19 protein-coding genes and 1 pseudogene are annotated in these 17,972 nt (G+C 49.0%); 9 read left to right on the top strand and 11 right to left on the bottom strand.

Going from position 1 to position 17,972, the window contains the following annotated elements:
- Nucleotides 1–356: 356 nt before the first annotated feature.
- The 5 genes from manX to mntP all read left to right on the top strand — a co-directional run bounded on the left by manX (nucleotide 357) and on the right by mntP (nucleotide 4,561).
- Nucleotides 357–1,319 (top strand): PTS mannose transporter subunit IIAB, encoded by a 963-nt coding sequence (gene manX / locus HV334_RS10965; RefSeq protein ID WP_047416602.1) that lies wholly within the window; start codon nucleotides 357–359, stop codon nucleotides 1,317–1,319.
- Nucleotides 1,320–1,377: 58 nt separating this feature from the next.
- Nucleotides 1,378–2,178 (top strand): PTS mannose transporter subunit IIC, encoded by an 801-nt coding sequence (gene manY / locus HV334_RS10960; protein WP_016153395.1) that lies wholly within the window; start codon nucleotides 1,378–1,380, stop codon nucleotides 2,176–2,178.
- A 12-nt stretch (nucleotides 2,179–2,190) separates the two neighbouring features.
- Complete coding sequence (locus HV334_RS10955) at nucleotides 2,191–3,042, top strand: PTS mannose transporter subunit IID (protein ID WP_016153396.1); 852 nt, start codon at nucleotides 2,191–2,193, stop codon at nucleotides 3,040–3,042.
- Between the two features lie 60 nt (nucleotides 3,043–3,102).
- Nucleotides 3,103–3,561, top strand: a complete 459-nt coding sequence (locus HV334_RS10950; RefSeq protein WP_016153397.1) for a DUF986 family protein — start codon at nucleotides 3,103–3,105, stop codon at nucleotides 3,559–3,561.
- A gap of 433 nt (nucleotides 3,562–3,994) precedes the next feature.
- On the top strand, nucleotides 3,995–4,561 hold the full coding sequence (mntP, locus tag HV334_RS10945; protein ID WP_181221708.1) for a manganese efflux pump MntP: 567 nt from the start codon (nucleotides 3,995–3,997) through the stop codon (nucleotides 4,559–4,561).
- Here the strand turns inward: mntP and rlmA are convergent.
- From rlmA to mgrB, 6 genes are all read right to left on the bottom strand, one after another.
- Entirely contained in the window at nucleotides 4,558–5,367 is an 810-nt protein-coding gene (rlmA, locus tag HV334_RS10940; RefSeq protein WP_151222589.1) for a 23S rRNA (guanine(745)-N(1))-methyltransferase, read from the bottom strand. The two genes, mntP and rlmA, sit on opposite strands and share 4 nt — an antisense overlap.
- A 63-nt stretch (nucleotides 5,368–5,430) precedes the next feature.
- Nucleotides 5,431–7,176, bottom strand: a complete 1,746-nt coding sequence (ftsI, locus tag HV334_RS10935; RefSeq protein ID WP_181221707.1) for a peptidoglycan glycosyltransferase FtsI — start codon at nucleotides 7,174–7,176, stop codon at nucleotides 5,431–5,433.
- A gap of 219 nt (nucleotides 7,177–7,395) precedes the next feature.
- Nucleotides 7,396–7,605 carry a transcription antiterminator/RNA stability regulator CspE gene (cspE, locus tag HV334_RS10930; protein WP_001062678.1) on the bottom strand — a complete coding sequence of 70 codons (210 nt, stop codon included), beginning with the start codon at nucleotides 7,603–7,605 and terminating at the stop codon, nucleotides 7,396–7,398.
- 12 nt (nucleotides 7,606–7,617) lie between these two features.
- On the bottom strand, nucleotides 7,618–7,761 hold the full coding sequence (locus tag HV334_RS10925; RefSeq protein ID WP_006684179.1) for a DUF2627 domain-containing protein: 144 nt from the start codon (nucleotides 7,759–7,761) through the stop codon (nucleotides 7,618–7,620).
- Between the two features lie 636 nt (nucleotides 7,762–8,397).
- Complete coding sequence (locus HV334_RS10920) at nucleotides 8,398–8,682, bottom strand: YebO family protein (protein WP_016156797.1); 285 nt, start codon at nucleotides 8,680–8,682, stop codon at nucleotides 8,398–8,400.
- A gap of 74 nt (nucleotides 8,683–8,756) precedes the next feature.
- A complete protein-coding gene (gene mgrB, locus HV334_RS10915) occupies nucleotides 8,757–8,900 on the bottom strand; it encodes a PhoP/PhoQ regulator MgrB (RefSeq protein ID WP_016153402.1) in 144 nt (47 codons plus the stop codon).
- 164 nt (nucleotides 8,901–9,064) lie between these two features.
- Here mgrB and HV334_RS10910 point away from each other — a divergent pair, with 164 nt between their 5' ends.
- Entirely contained in the window at nucleotides 9,065–9,304 is a 240-nt protein-coding gene (locus tag HV334_RS10910) for a YobH family protein (RefSeq protein ID WP_047500606.1), read from the top strand.
- A 111-nt stretch (nucleotides 9,305–9,415) separates the two neighbouring features.
- On the opposite strand, the gene kdgR is transcribed toward HV334_RS10910, so the two are convergent.
- Nucleotides 9,416–10,207: a DNA-binding transcriptional regulator KdgR gene (gene kdgR / locus HV334_RS10905; protein ID WP_016156798.1), complete on the bottom strand. Its 792-nt coding sequence runs from the start codon at nucleotides 10,205–10,207 to the stop codon at nucleotides 9,416–9,418.
- A gap of 174 nt (nucleotides 10,208–10,381) precedes the next feature.
- On the opposite strand from kdgR, the gene HV334_RS10900 reads away from it, so the two are divergent.
- Nucleotides 10,382–11,755 (top strand): MFS transporter, encoded by a 1,374-nt coding sequence (locus HV334_RS10900; RefSeq protein ID WP_181221705.1) that lies wholly within the window; start codon nucleotides 10,382–10,384, stop codon nucleotides 11,753–11,755.
- A gap of 49 nt (nucleotides 11,756–11,804) precedes the next feature.
- On the opposite strand, the pseudogene HV334_RS10895 reads toward HV334_RS10900, so the two are convergent.
- Nucleotides 11,805–11,972, bottom strand: a pseudogene (locus HV334_RS10895) (isocitrate/isopropylmalate family dehydrogenase); the annotation flags it as partial.
- Between the two features lie 596 nt (nucleotides 11,973–12,568).
- Between HV334_RS10895 and HV334_RS10890 the strand changes: the two are divergent.
- Entirely contained in the window at nucleotides 12,569–14,389 is a 1,821-nt protein-coding gene (locus tag HV334_RS10890; RefSeq protein WP_181221703.1) for a DUF4209 domain-containing protein, read from the top strand.
- A 232-nt stretch (nucleotides 14,390–14,621) separates the two neighbouring features.
- On the opposite strand, the gene HV334_RS10885 is transcribed toward HV334_RS10890, so the two are convergent.
- Nucleotides 14,622–15,068, bottom strand: coding sequence for a S24 family peptidase (locus HV334_RS10885; RefSeq protein ID WP_247754269.1), 447 nt, complete (start codon nucleotides 15,066–15,068; stop codon nucleotides 14,622–14,624).
- A gap of 21 nt (nucleotides 15,069–15,089) precedes the next feature.
- Here HV334_RS10885 and HV334_RS10880 point away from each other — a divergent pair, with 21 nt between their 5' ends.
- The gene (locus tag HV334_RS10880) at nucleotides 15,090–15,332 is read left to right on the top strand and encodes a DinI family protein (RefSeq protein ID WP_038642073.1); all 243 of its coding nucleotides are present in this window, start codon (nucleotides 15,090–15,092) and stop codon (nucleotides 15,330–15,332) included.
- Between the two features lie 128 nt (nucleotides 15,333–15,460).
- On the opposite strand, the gene HV334_RS10875 is transcribed toward HV334_RS10880, so the two are convergent.
- A complete protein-coding gene (locus tag HV334_RS10875) occupies nucleotides 15,461–17,017 on the bottom strand; it encodes a tail fiber domain-containing protein (RefSeq protein WP_181221378.1) in 1,557 nt (518 codons plus the stop codon).
- Between the two features lie 9 nt (nucleotides 17,018–17,026).
- Nucleotides 17,027–17,971 carry a DUF6453 family protein gene (locus tag HV334_RS10870; protein WP_181221377.1) on the bottom strand — a complete coding sequence of 315 codons (945 nt, stop codon included), beginning with the start codon at nucleotides 17,969–17,971 and terminating at the stop codon, nucleotides 17,027–17,029.
- Between the last annotated feature and the right edge of the window lies 1 nt (nucleotide 17,972).

Here is a 17,972-nt window from a genome sequence, read left to right as displayed (position 1 = left end):
CTTGATTCGGCCTGATAGTGAAATGACGTCGGTGACGATCCATATGGTGAGCTACTGCCCTATACTCCTGAGTAATTAAACCGATGCTAAACATAACAGAGACAACTGTTTTTTAGCAAAGATTTACCTTCCTTTGCAATAAGTTGTTTCGGAGATATTTTACCCTTCGAAATTTCTTTTCATCGGAAGTTAAATTACGGATCTTCATCACATAAAATATTTTTTTCGATATCTAAAATAATTCACGAAAATAATAGGTTTTTCTTTGTAACCCTTATCTGAATCGATTCGATTGCGGACGACGATTCAAATACATCTTCACGTTGATGTGTTAACGATAATAAAGGAGGTAGCAAGTGACCATTGCTATTGTTATAGGCACACATGGTTGGGCTGCAGAGCAGTTACTTAAGACAGCAGAAATGCTGTTAGGCGAGCAGGAAAACGTCGGCTGGATCGATTTCGTTCCAGGCGAAAATGCCGAAACGCTGATTGAAAAGTACAACGCTCAGTTGGCAAAACTCGATACCAGTAAAGGCGTGCTGTTTCTCGTTGACACATGGGGAGGCAGCCCGTTTAACGCTGCGAGCCGCATTGTCGTCGATAAAGAGCATTACGAAGTCATCGCCGGTGTAAACATTCCCATGCTGGTTGAAACCTTCATGGCGCGTGATGACAACCCCAGCTTCGATGAATTAGTAGCACTGGCCGTTGAAACCGGTAGCGAAGGCGTGAAAGCGCTGAAAGCAAAACCGGTGGAGAAAGCCGCTCCAGCACCAGTCGCGGCGCCAAAAGCAGCAGTTCCCGCCAAACCGATGGGTCCGAACGATTATATGCAGATCGGCCTGGCGCGTATTGATGACCGCTTAATCCATGGTCAAGTGGCAACTCGCTGGACCAAAGAAACCAACGTAACACGCATTATCGTCGTCAGTGATGAAGTTGCCGCCGATACCGTGCGTAAAACGCTGCTGACCCAGGTTGCACCTCCGGGTGTGACGGCGCATGTGGTTGATGTCGCGAAAATGATCCGCGTCTACAACAACCCGAAATATGCAGGTGAGCGTGTGATGCTGTTGTTTACCAACCCGACCGACGTAGAACGTATCGTTGAAGGTGGTGTGAAAATTACCTCTGTAAACATTGGCGGTATGGCTTTCCGTCAGGGTAAAACGCAGGTAAACAACGCAATTTCTGTCGATGAAAAAGACATCGAAGCCTTCAAGAAACTCAACGAACGCGGTATTGAGCTCGAGGCTCGTAAGGTTTCTACCGATCAGAAACTGAAAATGATGGATTTGATTGCCAAGGTGAAATAACGCCCTGGCATTTACTTAGTTTTCACACTTAAGTCTGTATAGCAATAGGAGAAGTACAATGGAGATTACCACTCTTCAGATTGTGCTGGTGTTCATCGTCGCATGTATCGCGGGTATGGAGTCGGTACTCGATGAATTTCAGTTCCACCGTCCGTTGGTGGCCTGTACGCTGATTGGTGCCGTTCTCGGTGATATGAAAACCGGTATCATCATCGGTGGTACCCTGGAAATGATCGCCCTGGGCTGGATGAACATCGGTGCTGCGGTTGCACCTGATGCCGCACTGGCCTCAATTATCTCTACCGTTCTGGTTATCGCGGGTCACCAAAGCATTGGTGCAGGTATCGCGCTGGCTATCCCACTGGCAGCAGCAGGCCAGGTACTGACCATCATCGTCCGTACTATCACCGTAGCATTCCAGCACGCAGCGGATAAGGCGGCAGAAAACGGTAACCTGACGGCGATCTCCTGGCTGCACGTATCCTCCCTGTTCCTGCAGGCTATGCGTATCGCTATCCCGGCGGTAATCGTGGCGATTTCTGTTGGTACCAGTGAAGTTCAGAGCATGCTTAATGCCATTCCGGAAGTAGTGACCGGCGGTCTGAACATCGCAGGGGGTATGATCGTAGTGGTTGGTTATGCGATGGTCATCAACATGATGCGCGCAGGCTACCTGATGCCATTTTTCTACCTCGGCTTCGTCACCGCGGCATTTACTAACTTCAACCTGGTTGCTCTGGGTGTGATTGGCGCAGTAATGGCTATCCTCTACATTCAGCTGAGCCCGAAATATAACCGCGTAGCCGGTGCACCTGCTGCTGCGGCTGGCAATAACGATCTCGATAACGAACTGGACTAGCAGGTGAGCGAAATGGTTGATATGACTAAAACTACCACCGAGAAAAAACTCACTCCGAGTGACATTCGTGGCGTGTTCCTTCGTTCTAACCTGTTTCAGGGTTCCTGGAACTTCGAACGTATGCAGGCGCTGGGTTTCTGTTTCTCCATGGTGCCGGCTATCCGCCGCTTGTACCCGGAAAACAACGACGCACGTAAGCAGGCTATTAAGCGTCACCTGGAATTCTTTAATACCCATCCGTACGTAGCGGCCCCCGTATTGGGCGTTACGCTGGCGATGGAAGAGCAGCGTGCAAACGGCGCAGAGATTGACGATGGTGCCATCAACGGTATCAAAGTTGGTCTGATGGGACCGCTTGCAGGCGTGGGCGACCCGATCTTCTGGGGTACCGTACGTCCGGTATTCGCCGCACTTGGCGCAGGTATCGCGATGAGCGGCAGTCTGCTTGGACCACTGCTGTTCTTCATCCTGTTTAACCTGGTTCGTCTGGCAACCCGTTACTACGGTGTGGCATACGGCTACCGTAAAGGTATCGATATCGTTAAAGATATGGGCGGCGGCTTCCTGCAGAAACTGACTGAGGGGGCGTCAATCCTCGGCCTGTTTGTCATGGGGGCATTGGTTAACAAGTGGACGCATGTAAACATCCCGCTGGTGGTTTCCACCATCACCGGTCAGGATGGTCAGACTCGCGTCACCACTGTGCAGACTATCCTTGACCAGCTGATGCCGGGTCTGGTTCCTCTGCTGTTGACTTTCGCCTGTATGTGGCTGCTGCGTAAAAAAGTGAACCCGCTGTGGATCATCGTTGGCTTCTTCGTCATCGGTATCGCGGGCTACGCTGTCGGACTGCTCGGCCTGTAAGACTGTTGTACACCGCCGGGGGCTTGCCCCCGGTTTTTCTATTTAGAGGGTTGAGGATTCATGACTATCACGGACCTGGTGCTGGTTCTTTTTATCTTTTCGCTGCTGGCGTATGCCATTTACGATCAGTTCATCATGCCCCGCCGTAATGGCCCTACTCTGCTGTCTGTCGCCCTGCTTCCTCGTAGCAGAGTCGACAGCGTTATCTTCCTTGGCTTGATTGCTATTCTTATCTACAACAACATCACCAGCCACGGCGCGCAATTTACCACATGGTTATTATGTGCACTGGTATTGATGGGACTGTATCTGTTTTGGATCCGTACGCCAAAAATCATCTTCAAACAGAAAGGCTTTTTTTTCGCCAATGTCTGGATTGAATATAACCGGATTAAAGAGATGAATTTATCTGAAGACGGTGTCCTGGTGATGCAATTAGAACATCGAAGATTACTGATTCGCGTACGTAATATAGACGATCTCGAAAACATATATAAACTTTTAATTTCAAATCAGTAAGTTACAAATATAGCCTGAACTATGTTTTTTATATATCCATTCAAAAATAAACATAGCTAAGGCTATATCCCACTGCTCATAATGTTATTTATTTTAACGTTTTATTTATAAATAAATCTAAATGAAAATCGTTTTCAATTAGAGGCCAAATATTATTTCTGCGTTTCTTGTTTTATATTCTCAAAATATGTTAAGGTTGCGCCCGTCGTTGGGGAGTAGCCGATTTCCAGACTCCGGAAATGTACGTGTCAACATACTCGTTGAAAAACGTGGCGCGTACGGACTGATCTTACAGGTTCAGTCAGGCGAGACCATAGGCACATCAACTGCAATGCATACCTGAATGGCGCTGTATTTACAGTGATTCCAGCCTGTATGCATGGTTACTGGGGGCAGTGATGTGTGTTATGGATACCCCGGTCAGGACGCTGTTATGAATCTCACCGCTACTGTTCTTCTTGCTTTCGGCATGTCGATGGATGCTTTCGCTGCATCAATTGGCAAAGGCGCCACCCTGCATAAACCCAAATTTTCTGAAGCACTGCGCACCGGCCTTATTTTCGGCGCCGTTGAAACGCTTACGCCGCTCATTGGCTGGGGCATGGGTATGCTCGCCAGCAAATTTGTACTGGAGTGGAACCATTGGATCGCCTTCATTCTGCTGATCTTTTTAGGCGGACGAATGATAATAGAAGGCTTTCGCGACGACGGGGATGAAGATGAAGAGCCACAGCGCCGCCATGGCTTCTGGCTGCTGCTCACCACCGCCATTGCAACCAGTCTCGACGCAATGGCCGTCGGGGTGGGTCTGGCTTTCCTGCAGGTCAACATTATTGCCACAGCGCTGGCCATCGGCTGCGCTACGTTGATTATGTCTACGCTCGGCATGATGATCGGTCGTTTCATTGGCCCGATGCTGGGCAAGCGAGCTGAAATTTTGGGCGGGGTGGTACTGATAGGTATTGGCGCCCAGATCCTCTGGGCACACTTCCACGGTTAATTCAGGCGCTGCCAGATATGAATACTAAAGTCTGTCTGGCAGTCAAACGTCGTTTTTCCGGCTAACGTTTCCCACACTTCCGGCTTTGCCCGCCAGGCGAACGGCGTCATTTGCAGTAACGCAACGGCCTCGCTACCTTTGAGCTGCATCTGATACCCCAGCGCAAGACTCTCTTGCAGAACAAAACCGTCCAGTTGCTCAGTGTGTGGCGCATGCAAACGCACCTCATCATAAATCAGCCCTTTCAGCTCCATTAAATGACGCGGACCCGGCGTGGCGGTAATAACCCAGCCACCCGGTTTGACCACGCGAGCCAGCTCCGGCGCTTTACAGGGCGCATAGATCCGGATGATGGCATCCATTGACTCGTCGGCAAACGGCAGACGATGGCTGGAGGCAACGCAAAAGGTCACCTGCGGATAACGTCGGGCTGCGGACTTAATCGCCACTTTAGAGACGTCAAGACCAAAGGTTGTACAGCCCGTCAGCGCATCGGCAAACGCATGGGTGTAATACCCTTCCCCACAGCCAATATCCAGGATCGCCGCATCTTCTGAACTCAACCTCTGGGTGAGCGCATCCACAATTGCATCGCGCAGCGGCTGATAGTGTCCGGCATCGAGAAATGCCCGGCGCGCCTGCATCATCTCCGCGCTATCACCCGGATCGCGCGAGCGTTTGTGCTGAACCGGCAGTAAGTTGACATACCCTTCTTTCGCCACGTCAAACTGGTGCCGCCCAGGGCAGACAAAACTGTTATTCGCTTGAGTAAGAGGCTGGTGGCAAAGAGGACAGGAAAACGACATGACAACTCCGGCAGGTGACTTAAGGGCGCAAGTGTAACGCGAATTGCGCCCAGGGAAAATAACTTACAGCGACGGCAAGGATACGTTGCTGCCGTGCAATACCAGCAGATGATCGGAGCCGGGAGGCATACCGTCCGGCTTTACGTTTTCCAGACGCAGGACATCGCCCATTATCTGGCTGAATACCGGCGCGGAGACTGCCCCCCCATAATAAGCACCGTTTTGCGGGTTATTTATAACCACAACCAGCGCGAACTTTGGGTCGCTTGCTGGTGCAACGCCCGCCGTATAGGCCACATATTTATCGACATATTTGCCGTCATCGCCAATTTTCTTTGCCGTTCCGGTCTTAACCGCGACGCGATAATCTCTGACCGCGGCCTTGGTTCCCCCGCCGCCGGGTAGCGCGACGCTTTCCATCATATGTTCAACCTGGTGAACCAGCGCCTCCGGCATCACCCGCGTACCTATTACCGGCGGATCGATACGTGTAATAGAAAGGGGTCGATAGATACCAAAACTGCCGATGGTGGCATAGACATGCGCCAACTGGAGCGGCGTCACCATTAATCCATAACCAAATGCGAAGGTTGCCCGGTCCAGATCGCTCCAGTAGCGGCGTTGAGGCATTAATCCGCGACTTTCCCCGGTTAAACCCAGTCCGGTTGGATCGCCAAAGCCAAAGCTTTTATAGGTATTCAGTAATTTCTGTACCGGCATCGCCAGCGAAAGGTGTGACACGCCGGTATCGCTCGATTTCTGCAAAATCCCGGTCAGCGATAGCTCCGGGTAAAATCCGACGTCGCGGATGCGATGCCCATCAACAATAAAAGGATGAGTATCAATCACGCTGTCAGGCTGTACTATCCCCTGCTGCAGAGCGGTCATAATCACCAGGGGTTTTACGGTTGAACCGGGTTCAAAGGTATCGCTAATTGCACGATTACGAAAATCATCCAGTACCGCGCCATCACGGTTATTGGGATTGAAATCGGGAAAGCTTGCCATGGAGAGTATTTCGCCGGTGGCAATGTTGACCAGCACTGCGGCCCCTGATTCCGCTTTATTCCATGTCACGGCATTGTCCAGCGCGTCTTCAGTAACCGTCTGCAAGCGCTCATCAATGCTGAGCTGTAATTCATGCGCAGGCACCGGCATCACTTCCGTAATATTTTCGATGACATGGCCAAATTTGTCTTTCCGTACCAGGCGGGAGCCAGGTTTGCCCATCAACTGGCTATTGAAGCTTTTCTCCAGCCCTTCAATCCCCTGACCGTCAATGTTGGTGAAACCAATCAGATTGGCCGCAACATGTCCGGCAGGATAAAAGCGGCGGGACTCTTCACGCAGGTTGATTCCCGGCAGATCCAGTTTATCCACCCATTCTGCCTGTTGAGGAGAGATCTGGCGCGCCAGATAGATAAACCGCCCGGCGGGATTGCTGTTAACGCGTTCAGCCAGCGTGCTAAGCGAAATATGCAGCGTCTTCGCTAACGCCTGCCAACGTTCGTTATAGCCAACGCCACCCTTGCTGATAATCGTCTTCGGATCGGCCCAGACGGCGTTAACCGGAACGCTTACCGCCAGCGGTCGCCCTTCTCTGTCGGTTATCATTCCGCGTGGCGAAGCGATGGACACCTCGCGTAAGGAACGCATGTCTTCCTGTTTTACCAGATTCGTCGGCGTGACAATTTGCAACCATGCAACCCGCCCCAGCAGCAATCCAAGGCTCAATAATATTGCCACACAAAGCAGGGCAAAACGTACGGGAGTAAAATTGCGCGCATCGCCGTCGTTTTTCTTTTTCACCCGATCTCCAACAAGATAGTTTTTCAGGTGTCTGATTTAACGGGAAATGCCGCAAGAAAGCGGGGAAAACTATGCTACGAACATCACGCCTTTGCAACAAAGCGCTAATGGATGGGCATTCAGTAATATTTTGACGTAATTTGAATTAAAAAGCCCCGCATAAGCGAGGCTTTATATCTGAGATAGATGCGCAAAAGCGCTTCAAATCAGTGGTGTCGATCAGATAGCTGTTACGTTAACAGCAGCCGGACCTTTCTGGCCGTCCTGAATTTCGAACTCAACGTTCTGGCCTTCAGCCAGAGTTTTGAAGCCGTTACCCTGGATAGCGGAGAAGTGTACGAACACGTCTTTGCTGCCATCAGCCGGAGTAATGAAACCAAAACCTTTAGACTCGTTGAACCACTTAACTTGACCTTTAATCTTTGCCATTTGCAAAATTCCTTAGAGTATTTTCTTCGCCCGCGGGCATAACATAGATAAAACTGAGACATTACTGCTTGAGGCACTAATATAAGGTTCGGCAGAGAAGCGGTATTCAACGTCAACGTGTTTACTCAGGACTTCTTTACTGAAAATGCCACACATAAACAGAACTGTACCTCGTTTAACCCAAAACGTGTTATCACATACAACGTTAATAATGGCAAGCCATTTTTAAACGTGTCTCGATCGGTCGCACAAATCCCGTCGTCCATCAAACAGCAACTGCACAGTTATGCGCCAGGTCGAGTAGAATTATATTCTCGCCTCTCTCCCCTATCCCCGCCTGACTTGCGCCATAGCCGGGATATTTCTACCATAGCTCAATAGCTTCAGTTGTTCCAGGTTATCTGTTACGGGTTCTGCCAGATATCATTTTTTATGCTTAGTAATGCATAAAATGTCACAAGCGTAAAAATGAGATCCGCCTTCTGGTTTTGCACCAAAATAATGAAAGAATGATGACAAGGCACAAAAAAAGTAAGAGAAACGTTTCGCTGTTAATAAAACGATCGTTATCACAAAAATGACATAATCATATTTTTTACGTATGGAAGATTATATTTATATCAGACTGGGGATAAGATATTAATTAGTCGGAGCATCTGAAAATACTGAGAATAGATGACTGCCCGGCCGCCAATTACACGACGGGGACAGAAGAAAATAATCTGACGCGCTGACGACAGGATGAAGCAACTGAGAACAACAACAGCCGTTCCTCATCCTGCCATACCTTTTTTACCGCTCAGCTACCAGGCGGATGATGTCATCGTCTTCATCCTTAATGGGCAGTGCAGTAGGCTCTGCTGCTTTCTCGGGTTCGTTAGCTTCGCAAAGGCGACGTAACAAAGCGTTCTGTCTTTTTTGCTGATCTAACAATGCCTCAAGCAGCTCAATCTGCTCGTTAGTACGCGAACTTGCCCGATTGATAAAAAACCAAAGAACAAGCCCAACAATCAGAACCACCACCGATACCGCTAAAGACGCAAAACTCAACGCGCCAGAATTCAAAACTTCGTTCATTTTACCACCTCAATGTAGACAGTGTAGTTTACCACTGCCGCACAAGAAGGTAATCAACTGTTGCGAAAATGCGCTTACCAGGGAATAAATTTATTGAAGGCACAAATACCGCTGAAAAATTGTACGTCCTGATCGCACATGATGTTGAACACCTGCGCCCACATCAGTATGCATACCAGTACAACAACAATCAGCACTACCCAGCGAATTTTTTTCACTCCAGCTCCACTCTTCAACTCCACATCTTATGTCTATAAATTATCATGCGTTACCTAAACCCAGCGTTAACTGTATAGGCATTCAATCTTTTTAGGAATGATTGACTTGTTTCATACCGTGTACAGGCTAATCTAATAACAATGAGAAAAGATAAGAGGTTGTAATGCGTCTGATTATCCGCGCTTTTGTGTTGTTAGCTCTGGTTTGGATCGGTTTATTATTGAGCGGCTATGGAATTTTGATTGGAAGTAAGGAGAATGCTGCCGGTCTGGGTCTGCAATGCCAATATCTGACTGCCCGTGGAACCAGCACGGCACAGTACGTCCACACCAGTAGCGGTATCATTGGCCTGTCGGATTGTCCCCTGTTAAGGAAAAGCACGGTCATTATCGATAACGGCTAATAATGCAACATTACATTCGATACGTTATTTACGCCAGGTAACGTTATGACTGTTCATAAAAACCCCAGGTACAAAATACCTGGGGTTTTTAACATTCGCAATTACGTCAGATTAGAACGGATAGTCGTTATAACCCATTTGTTCTGAAATCTTGCGCGCTGCCGTATGCAGCATTGCCACATACTCGTGTAAACGCTCTTCTGAGAAACGCAGCGTTGGGAATGAAATACTCAACCCCGCAATAACCACGCCGAAACGGTCAAACACCGGTACGCCGATGCAGCGCAGGCCTTCTTCCTGTTCTTCGTTATCTTCGCCGTAACCCTGCTCACGTACTTTATCCAGCAGTAGCAGTAATTCATCAGTATTCGTAATGGTACGATCGGTGCTGCGTTTGTACTCAATGCCATCCAGAATCTGCTTCACTTCATCGCGGTCACGCCATGCCAGCAGAACTTTACCGATAGCCGTACTGTACAGCGGATTACGACGACCAACGCGGGAATACATGCGCAGATTGTACATAGAGTCGATTTTGTGAATGTAGACAATGCTGTCTTCATCCAACGCACCGAGGTGTACAGTCTCTTTGGTCAGGCGCGAAAGTTCGCGCATCTGAATGTCAGCGCTACGGATAAGATCGACGTTTTGCAACGCGCGCGCGCCCAGCTCGAATAATTTCAGGGTCAGTGAGTATTTCTCAGACTCCCCTTCCTGTGCCACATAACCCAGCGTTTTCATGGTCTGCAAAAAGCGATAAACGGTGCTTTTCGACATCATGACGCGTTGCGACAACTCGGTAATACCAATTTCGCGCTCTTCACCCAGCGCCTGCAGAATGCCAAAAACTTTCAGCACGGAAGATACAGAATCGGGTTGCTTATCCAGATCTGCGATTGCCATTTATCACCCCTTTCGAGTGTTTTATAAAAATCAGAACCGGTTTTTATTATAATTTCACGTACCAACCCTCGCAATCGCTCTTTGCTCACTTAGTTACAAATCTGCGACCTAACACCTGAATATCAATGCTAAAATTATTACTCTCATCATAAATTCCACAAATATCGACTTTCTATGGAAAAAATTCAGGCCGATGGTCTGCCATTGCCCCAGCGATATGGCGCAATTTTAACCATTGTTATTGGCATTTCTATGGCAGTACTCGACGGTGCAATAGCGAACGTTGCCCTGCCAACTATCGCCGCCGATCTTCAGGCCTCACCTGCCAGCTCAATCTGGATTGTGAACGCCTATCAAATCGCGATCGTCGTTTCGCTCCTGTCCCTCTCTTTTTTAGGCGATATGTTCGGTTACCGGCGCATTTATAAGTGTGGCCTGGTCGTGTTCCTGCTTGCATCGCTATTTTGTGCCTTGTCAGATTCGTTGCACATGCTGACGCTGGCTCGCGTCGCCCAGGGTTTTGGCGGTGCGGCGCTAATGAGCGTGAATACGGCATTGATCCGACTTATTTATCCCCAGCGTCAGCTCGGGCGAGGGATGGGGATTAACTCCTTTATCGTCGCGGTCTCCTCGGCTGCGGGTCCGACCATTGCCGCAGCTATTCTTTCTATTGCCTCCTGGAAATGGCTGTTTCTGATTAACGTCCCGCTGGGAATAGTCGCCCTGTTGCTGGCGATGCGCTTTTTGCCGCCCAATGCGTCTCGCGGCACTAAACCACGCTTTGACCTGCCCAGTGCGGTAATGAATGCCTTAACGTTTGGCTTGTTAATTACGGCGCTCAGCGGCTTTGCACAAGGACAGTCGCTAAAACTGATTGGTGCCGAGCTTGTGGCGCTTATGGTGGTGGGTTTTTTCTTTATCCGACGCCAGCTCGCGCTGGAGGTGCCGTTACTGCCGGTTGACCTGTTACGCATTCCACTGTTTTCACTCTCGATTTGTACCTCGATATGTTCATTCTGCGCACAAATGCTGGCATTGGTTTCCCTGCCCTTCTTTATGCAAACGGTGCTCGGACGCAGCGAGGTCGAAACAGGCCTGCTGTTGACGCCATGGCCGCTGGCAACCATGGTGATGGCGCCGCTGGCGGGATATCTGATTGAACGCATTCACGCCGGGCTGTTGGGCGCACTGGGCATGGCGTTGATGGCCAGCGGGTTGTTTTCGCTGGTGCTGCTGCCCGTTTCCCCCTCCGATTTTAATATCATCTGGCCGATGATTCTGTGCGGCGCGGGCTTTGGCTTGTTCCAGTCCCCAAATAATCACACCATCATCACCTCCGCGCCGCGTGAACGCAGCGGTGGGGCGAGCGGAATGCTGGGGACGGCGCGCTTGCTGGGTCAGAGTACCGGGGCTGCACTGGTCGCGCTGATGCTAAACCAGTTTGGCGACAGTGGAACGCACGTCTCGCTGATAGCCGCAGGCATTCTGGCCTCGCTGGCAGCAATTGTGAGTGGATTACGCATTACGCAACCGCGAGTTCAGGCATAAAAAAACGGGAACCTCTCGGCTCCCGTTCTCACACAACCCAGAATCTGGATTACATGTTTTCGATGATTGCGTCGCCAAACTCTGAACATTTCAGCAATTTAGCGCCTTCCATCAGACGTTCGAAGTCATAAGTTACGGTTTTCGCGTTGATTGCGCCTTCCATACCTTTAACAATTAAATCAGCCGCTTCGGTCCAACCCATGTGGCGCAGCATTACATTGCTAAAAACATAGCAACCATTTGATAAATTTGAAATTATCATGCTATCCACTTTCAAAAACAGCCAGTAGCTACTTTTTACAACTCATTGATTATCTAAACTTTGATTTTAGTTTTGGGGAAGAGTTTTCGCCAAGAATCCAAGTTTTTCACACCTGCATATCCATCACACTGCCGCTGAGGTCCGTTTGAGCTGGAAGCAGACACGAATCCTCGATAAAACCAAGAGACAATGTTGCCCATTTACCCGTTTCGAGATGATACTTTTGCAGCCAGGGTCCTTTATGGTGGCCATTCTTTCTTTGTAGGGCATCACCATGAAGATAGCAGAGGAATCAGAACCATTTTCTTCAGAATCCCTTTACTTAATCGAAAAGCTGTCTGTTTCACAAAGGCATTGGCATTGTGCTGATCGTAGTTAAAAAGATGTAAGTTCTGGACCAGGTAAACTGCCAGTACCCAAAATACATGAATAAATGTTGCGGGTAGAAACACATAGCAATACAGTACTTTCTTGCTCGCCAGTACACGGTCTCGCAGGCTCAGTTGGGTTTATTGCGATATAGTCGCTTTTTAAAATTTCAAGGTGATGAAATGGACGACATTGATACAAATCTTGACGAACTTAACGCTATTGATTTATCCCCCTTAATTCATAGCAAACTGGCAGTTACCTGTTTTGATATCACCGAATATCTTTCGAGACTGGATAGGAATTCCGGGGTGAGACTGCTAATCCATATTTGCGATTTTCACTTTCGGCCTGATAATCCACAGGCCCCATTTGGTCCAAAATTTCAAAGCAGTCTAGGTAGATCGGCAGTTCCAGAAGACTTTAATGAGTTGACACTAGAGGTACTTTCTCAGTTTTGCCCGACGATAGCTTTACCCGAGCTTCAGGCACGAATTGCTGACATGCTTTGGGTCCGTAAAGTTGGGGGAGGTATCCATTTTCCTTTGCTGGCAGTTCGCGCTTATTACGCGTCATGTCAGGCCATTATGACATCGCAAGGGGGATGGGTTAATGCTATTGAGCGTTTAGAGCGTGCACTACGGCTTTGTTGTTTTTTCCGAAAGAATGCTGATTTCAGTGCTGAATTAGATCAACTATCGACATATCTTCTGGCAGAGTACGGCCGTACCAAACTACAAGCGGACTCACCCTACCCATTACGACTCATGCGACTCGCATTCGATTGTAGAGTGAGTGAGTCCTCTTTTATTGTTCAAGAACTCCTATATCTGTCAAAAAGCTATTTGGAGCAAAAACTTTTTTCATTTGCAGTTGATGCCTGTAAAACAGCAATCCCGATTGCAAATAGTTGCAGCGACAGGGATACACAGTCTGAGTTCTGGCGCCTCCTTGCAGATACGTATCTGAAAGAATCAGAATTCCAAGATGGTGGCATGATTTCTGCCGCCTGCGTGCAGAATGCAATTGAAGCACTGGCTAATATTCCAGGAACCCGAGCAGAACGTCTTGCATTGTATGAAGAGATGCGAGATTACCAAATCGAGACCCGTCACCAGATGGCCATTCTTCAGTCTCAGCCTCAGGACATCAGTCAGATTGTTCATCAGGCCAGAAACCGAGTCGTAGGAAGAGATTTGTTTGATATGGTTTTCAGACTGGCGATGCTGGTCAGTCGGCCCACTAGCATTGAGGGACTAAAGGCTCAAGCTATAGAACAAAAGGCCAAAAGCATAGCCTGGATGTTTGGAACCACTCATGTTGATCATGAAGGAATGACCGTTGCCCGTATACCCGCAGGAATAGGGATTGATGATGCAGATGGAGAAGTTATCTGGCCTATGATGATGCAGGGAATGCGAATAGATCATGAGTTAGCCGTCGTCGGGCAAATTATCCCGGCTACGGATGAGATAACAATGACGTATACAATCTCGGAGGTGTTTTTTCGCGATTTGTTTATCGATCACCCCTTTATCCCGTTTGGGCATGAAGAGTTTTTCATCAAAGGGGTCGTTTACGGTTTCAATGGAGACTTTCTAACGGCTTGCCATGTGCTAATACCTCAGATTGAAAACAGTCTACGATATGTGGCGAAGATCAAAGGTGAAGAGCCCTCTCAACTTCATGGGGATGGCTCACAGGAAAGAAATGGTCTCAAGGGATTACTGGATAATCCACTGATCATTGAAGCTTTAGGTGTGGATTTGATTGGCAATCTGCAGGCCTTACTCGTAGATAAAATCTATGGTGACTTACGAAATCAGCTTGCACACGGTTATATGCCTGCCAATTATTACAACCAATCTTCCTGCATTTTTACTTGGTGGCTTGTACTGCGTATCCTCATGCTTCCTACAGTTAAATACTGGCAAGCTATTTACGGAAAAGAGAGTAAAGTTCAGGCTCACAGCGAGCATATTAACGAAGTTAAAACGCCCTAATAATTATTCGAAGTCCGTTTATGCCACATAGCAACCCTCAAGACGGCAACTCGTCGTCATGGGGTGTCGGGGGTCGGAGGTTCAAATCCTCTCGTGCCGACCAAAAATCCTCTAAGAACCAGCCTGTTACGGCTGGTTTTTTGTGCCTGTTTTCTGAACGGGGAAGCTATGGGGAATAATCGGGGAAAAACCCCGACACAAAACATCGGCTTTACCGTAAAGTTTCAGCTATTCACATAACCGGGCAGTCATCAAACTCCGCGTTCCTGGCATCATTAATGATGTACGTGATCACCCCGAATATAGCGGGTGCAGAACTGTAACCGCCATCATCTACTGGCAGCGCCTCCCTTCTCCCGTTTTCCAGATTTATCAGGTGGGGCTGAGGGTGAGTTCGGTATCGCTTGATCCTGAATTCCCCGTCTATTGCACATATCAGTAGTGAACCATCGCAGGCAGTAAGTGATGCATCCACAACAAGCAACGCCCCCTGGAGTATTCCTTCCCTGAAATGTGAACGCGATGCCCGCATGAAATAAGTCGCTGCGGGCTGGCTGATTAGTTGCTGATCGAGGGAGATTCGTGTTTCAACATAATCTGCCGCAGGTGAAGGAAAGCCCATGTTTATGCCCTCTCTTGAATACCGGGTAAAAACACAGTATAAATACTGTATATCCATCCAGTAAAGGAGTAATAATCAATGTTCGTGGAACTCGTTTATGACAAAAGGAATTTTGATGGTCTGCCTGGTGCAAAAGATATCATTCTGGGCGAATTGAGTAAGAGGGTTCACCGGATTTTTCCGGATGCTGATGTCCGGGTAAAACCGATGATGACATTGCCGGCGATCAACACTGACGCCAGCAAGCATGAAAAGGAACAGATAAGCCGTACTGTTCAGGAAATGTTTGAAGAGGCTGATATGTGGCTGGTTTCAGATTAAACGCCTTGAACCGTCATATTACTTAAGTACAATCCGCCGTGACTGGCAATCATTCAATACTCGCACTATCGAACGTTCGCCAGTCGGCCGCAATCATGCTCTTGCATACGGCGTGGTTGCGGCAACCGTCAATTTTGCTGGCTACCTTTCAGCGTCTCAATCACATTCTTCAGGGAATTGAGTTCAGACATCTGTTCCTTCATCGCTCTGCCCATATAAACCATAGCGCAGGCCATATCGGCCATAATGACATTATTATCAAGGGCAAGGGTATCGTCTTTGAGACCAACCTCAATCTGATGGTCAACATATTCGTTACCGGACTCATCCACACCAACAACGTCCTCAAAAACAGGTCCACCAGGCACTATCTTTACGTACTGCGGATCAACTTTAGTCAGATCCTGGGCAATAAGGCCAAAACGCTGTGTATCCGACCCCTTATACTTAAACATGGTCGGCAACCACTGCATGACACGGTCGAAACTGTCTTTCCCGTCCCGATATTGAATATCTTCTTTGAGATCGCGGTCTGACGTCGCATTCTTGGCGAACACGAACGATCCCTGCCAGCCTGACCCGGATTCGTTCCATACATCAGTAGTGATATCACCAGACTGAGGATTGAATCTGAACATCCTGTGAAATCTGGCATCGCCCATAAAATGTAAGACTCCGTGGGGCCAAGAGTTGGCCCCCGTGGCAATGATACCAAGCGACAATCGGGTGCTATATCCTCCTGTTGATGAAGACCCCCCAGAAACAATTGGTGCCCAACCCTCATCGTTTCCACCAATAATGGACGACCAGTAAGGTGTGGTCCAGGGGCCGTCAACATCCCCCCAGCCCCCATGTTGGCACGAACCCCAAAAACCGCGTGGTGATTGTACAACTCCGCCATAACCAGAAAGAAAGTTGAAACGGTATGTGACTGCACCTGAGCCAAAACTACTTGCGATTAAAGCAATGGCATCAAGATAATTTCCCGCGCCTCGTATCCCGCCAAACTGGTAGAACGAATTCCCCATCCATCCCTGCAACTGGTTCATCATCCAGCCCTGTTCACCATCAACGTTATTCGACGTCAGTAAAATATCCTTCTTGACGCCTTCAGTGCTTTTGACGCCTGTACCTGACCCACCCGCCACCGAATTGACGCCACGGGAGCCAAGAACACTACCGAATGTAACATCCTGAGAGTTTCCCAAAGTGAGATTATCGCGGGCCGCATTTTTATCAGGCAGATCGGCCAGGGCCTGGCTTTTCAACAACGCATTATTGACCTGCTCAATAATGCTTTTCCATGATGGTCCGGTAAACTCCGAATTGTCAGGAAGCCTGACAGTAATATTGCCGTTCGCAGAGAATAACAGTTGCCAGTTCTGTTTGTCGTAGTTCAGTCCGCGCAGTGCCTCCGCGCTTTGAGCCACCAGCGCCGCGGTAACCATATTCAGCGCAATACGAGGAACAGCTGACCAGGCCGCGCCAGATTGGGTTGGCCCGGTGTAATTGCTGACCAGCATCAACGCTGTACCACTTTCCACGGACTTAACCGGAAGCGTATAGGGAACACCACCGACCGTAACAACAATAAAATCTCCGGCCGCCACCTCGGTGGTAAACGCGGTCCCGCTGCCAGCGACCGCAGCAGAGTTATTCGTCAGGGTTAAGGTTCCTGCTGACATAGTTTTTCCTCAGTACATGTTAGGAATAATAAGAATGGGCATGGCGATATTTCTGTTTCGGGTCATATCCCATGAACCGGAATTACGGTTTGCAAACACTTTGTTGTAGGCTGACCTGACGCTGCCGCCAGACATGACCACGCCTTTGGTTCTGATATTTCCCCATCCACCACTCATACGCACCTGCACGCCGGTATAGACTATCTGGCAGAACCCGCCGCCTATATCCTGGAAGGCATCGGTGATCTGGATTTGTCGGTCATATACAAAGGGGCGTTTCAGCGTGGAGAATGTCACCTGGCCTGCGGCGTTGGTCATCGTGATACCGTCGCCACCGACAGGTGCGGTCTGATTGAATATCACCAGGTCAATCGTCGCCGTGCCGGCCACGTCATCCCGCCCTGTGTAGGAAATGTCGCGCACGATGATACTGCCGCCGTCAAACCCCACCGACACATTCGGGTTATCCCATTTGCCAAAAGGAATACCGCTGACCGGAAGCGGCGCGCTGCCGTTAACCATAATGCGTCCCGACCAGGCGCAGGTCATCAGCGCAGCCTGATTAGATATGGCGGTGAAGTCAGTCGAGTTTGAAACCAGTAATCCTTCGTTATACGTCGCCGCAGGGAGCAGCTCCATAACGTAGCCTGACCAGTCGGGGACAATGCTTTTCCCTCCGATTGTCTCAGCCCCGATGATTACCCCGGAATTACCGTTGCGGGTGACGCCGGTCATAATGGCCACATCAAATTCAGCATAGGAATAGATGTAAATGGGGTTGGTTGGCACCACGATAACCTGTGAACCTGCAACAAGTGGCGTATTGACCGGATACTGCATGAACTGGGATGACCAGCCCGAGAACGATGTACAAAAACTCGGGGCTCGCAGCCCCGCAGTAATTGCCATCACCGGACGTCCATCGTTATAGTCGATTAATATCCCCTCCGGCATA

It is taken from the genome of Citrobacter sp. RHBSTW-00944, assembly GCF_013615435.1.
Classification (GTDB): domain Bacteria; phylum Pseudomonadota; class Gammaproteobacteria; order Enterobacterales; family Enterobacteriaceae; genus Citrobacter; species Citrobacter braakii.
The sequence above is the reverse complement of the archived record's forward strand: the minus strand, read 5'-3'. Positions and strand labels throughout refer to the sequence as shown.

Excerpts from the sequence above, each read along its gene's own strand:
- HV334_RS10955 (WP_016153396.1), top strand. The coding sequence starts at position 2,191 with ATGGTTGATATGACTAAAACTACCACCGAGAAAAAACTCACTCCGAGT.
- HV334_RS10910 (WP_047500606.1), top strand. The coding sequence starts at position 9,065 with ATGCGTCTGATTATCCGCGCTTTTGTGTTGTTAGCTCTGGTTTGGATC.
- cspE (WP_001062678.1), bottom strand. The coding sequence starts at position 7,605 with ATGGCAAAGATTAAAGGTCAAGTTAAGTGGTTCAACGAGTCTAAAGGT.
- HV334_RS10920 (WP_016156797.1), bottom strand. The coding sequence starts at position 8,682 with ATGAACGAAGTTTTGAATTCTGGCGCGTTGAGTTTTGCGTCTTTAGCG.
- manY (WP_016153395.1), top strand. The coding sequence starts at position 1,378 with ATGGAGATTACCACTCTTCAGATTGTGCTGGTGTTCATCGTCGCATGT.
- HV334_RS10885 (WP_247754269.1), bottom strand. The coding sequence starts at position 15,068 with ATGGATATACAGTATTTATACTGTGTTTTTACCCGGTATTCAAGAGAG.
- kdgR (WP_016156798.1), bottom strand. The coding sequence starts at position 10,207 with ATGGCAATCGCAGATCTGGATAAGCAACCCGATTCTGTATCTTCCGTG.
- HV334_RS10925 (WP_006684179.1), bottom strand. The coding sequence starts at position 7,761 with ATGTGTGGCATTTTCAGTAAAGAAGTCCTGAGTAAACACGTTGACGTT.
- mntP (WP_181221708.1), top strand. The coding sequence starts at position 3,995 with ATGAATCTCACCGCTACTGTTCTTCTTGCTTTCGGCATGTCGATGGAT.
- HV334_RS10875 (WP_181221378.1), bottom strand. The coding sequence starts at position 17,017 with ATGTCAGCAGGAACCTTAACCCTGACGAATAACTCTGCTGCGGTCGCT.
- rlmA (WP_151222589.1), bottom strand. The coding sequence starts at position 5,367 with ATGTCGTTTTCCTGTCCTCTTTGCCACCAGCCTCTTACTCAAGCGAAT.
- HV334_RS10900 (WP_181221705.1), top strand. The coding sequence starts at position 10,382 with ATGGAAAAAATTCAGGCCGATGGTCTGCCATTGCCCCAGCGATATGGC.
- HV334_RS10890 (WP_181221703.1), top strand. The coding sequence starts at position 12,569 with ATGGACGACATTGATACAAATCTTGACGAACTTAACGCTATTGATTTA.
- HV334_RS10950 (WP_016153397.1), top strand. The coding sequence starts at position 3,103 with ATGACTATCACGGACCTGGTGCTGGTTCTTTTTATCTTTTCGCTGCTG.
- HV334_RS10870 (WP_181221377.1), bottom strand. The coding sequence starts at position 17,971 with ATGCCGGAGGGGATATTAATCGACTATAACGATGGACGTCCGGTGATG.
- HV334_RS10880 (WP_038642073.1), top strand. The coding sequence starts at position 15,090 with ATGTTCGTGGAACTCGTTTATGACAAAAGGAATTTTGATGGTCTGCCT.